General features: G+C 42.1%; 1 protein-coding gene. It reads left to right on the top strand.

Going from position 1 to position 1759, the window contains the following annotated elements; all coding sequences use genetic code 11:
• Nucleotides 1-124 precede the first annotated feature (124 nt).
• Nucleotides 125-1432, top strand: a complete 1308-nt coding sequence (gene tig, locus A3757_RS12640) for a trigger factor (protein ID WP_068506898.1) — start codon at nt 125-127, stop codon at nt 1430-1432.
• Nucleotides 1433-1759: the final 327 nt, after the last annotated feature.

The following is a 1759-nucleotide window of genomic DNA, read 5'->3' as shown; positions in this document are numbered from 1 at the left end:
TAGATCGATTCGATCACTAGACTGTCTTTCAATCATGTATATAGGTGCTTTAAGCGCGCGTACGCAGATTGGTAGTGGTGTTAGGTCTTCGAGCAAACACGTTATATATAATTGAGGAATGTCCATGCAAGTTTCTGTTGAATCCACGTCTTCCATAGAGCGCCGAATGACGATTGGTGTACCTGCTGATCAGATCGAGCGAGAAGTCGAGGAGCGCCTTCAGAAGACGGCTAAAACAGCACGTATCAACGGTTTTAGACCAGGAAAGGTGCCAGTTAAGGTTGTTAAAAAGCGTTATGGACAAGGCGTACGTCAAGAAGTGATTGGCGAAGTAATGCGTAACTCTTACGTTCAAGCGTTGACTCAAGAGAAAGTTAACCCGGTTGGTTATCCTCGTTTTGAGCCTAAGACAGTTGAAGAAGGTAAGGATCTAGAGTTTATTGCGATTTTTGAAGTGTATCCAGAAATCGAATTGGCTGACTTGTCTGGGCTTAAGTTAGAAACGCCAGTTGCTGAAATTAAAGAAAAAGATATCAAGAACATGATTGATACGCTTCGTCGTCAGCATGGCACACTTAAGTCAGTAAAGCGTAAGTCTAAGAAGAAAGACTTGTTGACGCTTGATTACGTTGGTTATATGGATGGTGAAGCGTTCCAGGGCGGCACAGGTAAAGACCAGAAGATCACTTTGGGTGCCGGTCAAATGATTGCTGGCTTTGAAGACGGTCTGATCGGTTCAAAAGCTGGTGAGTCAGTGACTTTAGAGCTGACTTTCCCTGAAGACTATGCGAACGAAGAGTTGGCAGGTAAAGATGTTAAGTTTGAGGTAGACGTTAAAGTTGTTGAAGATACTGTGCTTCCTGAAATGGATGAAGAGTTCTTCGGTAAATACGGCGTAGACTGCAAAACTGAAGAAGACTTCAGAGCAGAAGTAATTAAGAATATGGAACGTGAGCTTGAAAATGCAGTAAGCAATAAGCTGAAGCAGCAAGTTGTTGAAGGCATGTCTGAAGCAAACGATATCGACGTTCCAGCGTCTATGGTTGAAGAAGAAATTAACCGAATGAAGCAAGAGGCCTTGCAGCAGTTTGGTGGTGGTCAGCAGTTAGACGTTTCTCAGTTGCCTTCTGAGCTATTTAAAGATCAAGCGACTCAGCGTGTTAAAACTGGTTTGTTGTTTGCGGCAGTGGTTAAGGAAAACGAAATTACGCCAGATGCTGAAGCAGTTGATGCCAAGATCCAGGAAATTGCCGGTACTTATGAAACGCCAGCTGAGGTTGTAGAGTTCTATAACCAAAAGGAAAACCGCGCGCAGGTTGAAGCAGTTATTGTAGAAGACGCAGTAGTTGAGTTAGTTAAGTCAAAAGCGAAGGGCAAAAAAGTTAAGATGTCCTACGAAGATGCGGTTAAGCCAGCAGCAGCTCAGCAATAAGAAGCTTAAAAAAAAGAAATATTCGGATGAAAATCTGAATCTCTAATTTTTTTCAGCTACACTTTAAACAGCCAGTTAAATACTGGCTGTTTTTAATTTAAAGCGACGAAAAATAAAGACTGCATATTCAATATGACTTGTCGTAGATATCAAAAAAAGATACCTAGGTCGACACATCAATACTTGTAGCAGGCCAAGCAGAGGAAGAAAGATACGTATGAATTTCCAAGACAATATGGGACAAGGCTCAGGCATTATTACTAATAGTGGTCTCGTGCCAATGGTTATAGAGCAAACTGCACGAGGAGACCGATCTTTCGATATCTA

It is taken from the genome of Oleiphilus sp. HI0117 (assembly GCF_001635235.1).
This window is presented reverse-complemented; position numbering and strand designations above follow the sequence as displayed.

Coding starts and splice junctions, on each gene's coding strand:
- tig (WP_068506898.1), top strand. CDS start 125: ATGCAAGTTTCTGTTGAATCCACGTCTTCCATAGAGCGCCGAATGACG.